Source organism: Burkholderia sp. BCC1972 (assembly GCF_905339605.1).
GTDB lineage: Bacteria > Pseudomonadota > Gammaproteobacteria > Burkholderiales > Burkholderiaceae > Burkholderia.
The window spans coordinates 1-1950 of sequence record NZ_CAJPGH010000057.1 but is presented as its reverse complement, the minus strand read 5'-3'; the positions used below and the strand labels follow the sequence as shown (position 1 = coordinate 1950).

1 protein-coding gene is annotated in these 1950 nt (G+C 67.4%); it reads right to left on the bottom strand.

Going from position 1 to position 1950, the window contains the following annotated elements:
* Positions 1–1950 (bottom strand): acetate--CoA ligase (gene acs, locus U5798_RS36730; RefSeq protein WP_322084862.1); only part of this gene is annotated, 1950 nt, incomplete at both ends.

Here is a 1950-nt window from a genome sequence, read left to right as displayed (position 1 = left end):
CTGTTCGAGGATGGCCGGATTCTCGAGCGTGGACGTATCCTGCGTGATCGCCTCGCCCTTCGCGAGCGAGCGCAGCAGGCGCCGCATGATCTTGCCGGAACGCGTCTTCGGCAGGTTGTCGCCGAAACGGATGTCCTTCGGCTTCGCGATCGGACCGATCTGCTTGCCGACCCAGTCGCGCAGCGTCTTCGCCAGCGCCGCCGCTTCCTCGCCCTCCGGACGCGAACGCTTCAGCACGACGAACGCAACGACCGCCTCGCCCGTCGTATCGTCCGGACGGCCGACCACGGCCGCCTCGGCCACCAGTTCATGCGACACCAGCGCCGATTCGATCTCCATCGTGCCGAGCCGGTGGCCCGACACGTTCAGCACGTCGTCGATCCGGCCCATGATCGTGAAGTAGCCGGTGTCCTTGTCGCGCACCGTGCCGTCCCCGGCCAGATAGAGCGTGCCGCCGAGTTCTTCCGGGTAATAGCTCTTCCTGAAGCGTTCCGGGTCGCCCCAGATCGTGCGGATCATCGCGGGCCACGGGCGCTTGACGACGAGAATCCCGCCTTGCCCGTTCGGCACGTCCTGGCCGGTCTCGTCGACCACCGCGGCCATGATGCCCGGCAGCGGCAGCGTGCACGAGCCCGGCACGGTCGGCGTGGCGCCCGGCAGCGGCGTGATCATGTGGCCGCCGGTTTCGGTCTGCCACCACGTATCGACGATCGGGCAGCGCTCCTGGCCGACGTGCTTGTGATACCACATCCACGCCTCCGGATTGATCGGCTCGCCGACCGTGCCGATGATGCGCAGGCTCGACAGGTCATGGCTCTTCGGATGCACCTTGTCGTCCGCTTCGGCCGCCTTGATCAGCGAGCGGATCGCGGTCGGCGCGGTGTAGAACACGGTGACCTTGTGATCGCCGATCATCTTCCAGAAGCGGCCGGCGTCCGGCCAGGTCGGCACGCCTTCGAACACGACCTGCGTGCCGCCGCACGCGAGCGGGCCGTACGTGATGTACGTGTGGCCCGTGACCCAGCCGATGTCGGCCGTGCACCAGAACACGTCGTCGGGCTTCCAGTCGAAGGTCCACTTCATCGTCTGCGCGGCCCACAGCAGGTAGCCGCCGGTGCTGTGCTGCACACCCTTCGGCTTGCCGGTCGAGCCCGACGTATACAGGATGAACAGCGGATGCTCGGCGCCGACCCATTCCGGCGCGCACGTGTCGGACTCGCCGTCCGTGAGCTCGTGCATCCACAGGTCGCGATCCGCATGCCAGTCGATCTTGCCGCCGGTGCGGCGATAGACGATCACGCTCTTCACGGCTTCGCAGCCGCCCATCGCGATGGCCTCGTCGGCGATGCTCTTGAGCGGCAGCGTCTTGCCGCCGCGCGCCTGCTCGTCGGCGGTGATCAGCGCGACCGCGCCGACGTCGACGAGCCGCTCGTTCAGCGATTTCGCGGAGAAGCCGCCGAACACGACCGAGTGGGTCGCGCCGATGCGCGCGCAGGCCTGCATCGCGACGATGCCTTCGATCGACATCGGGATATAGATGACGACGCGATCGCCCTTGCCGATCCCGCGTTTCTTCAGCGCATTCGCGAAGCGCGACACGCGCGCCAGCAGATCCGCATAGGTGACGCGCGTGACGGTGCCGTCGTCGGCCTCGAAGATCACCGCGACGCGCTCGCCGTTGCCGGCTTCGACGTGGCGGTCGAGACAGTTGTACGACGCGTTCAGCTCGCCGTCGTCGAACCACTTGTAGAACGGCGCGTTGCTCTCGTCGAGCACCTTGGTGAACGGCTTGTGCCACGCGAGGCCTTCGCGCGCGAGACGCGCCCAGAAGCCTTCGTAATCCTGCTCGGCCTCGGCGACGAGCGCGCGATAGGCCGGCATGCCGGAAATGGTGGCCGCCTTCTCGAGCGCCGCGGGCGGCGCGAACTGACGGGTTTCGTGAAGAACCGA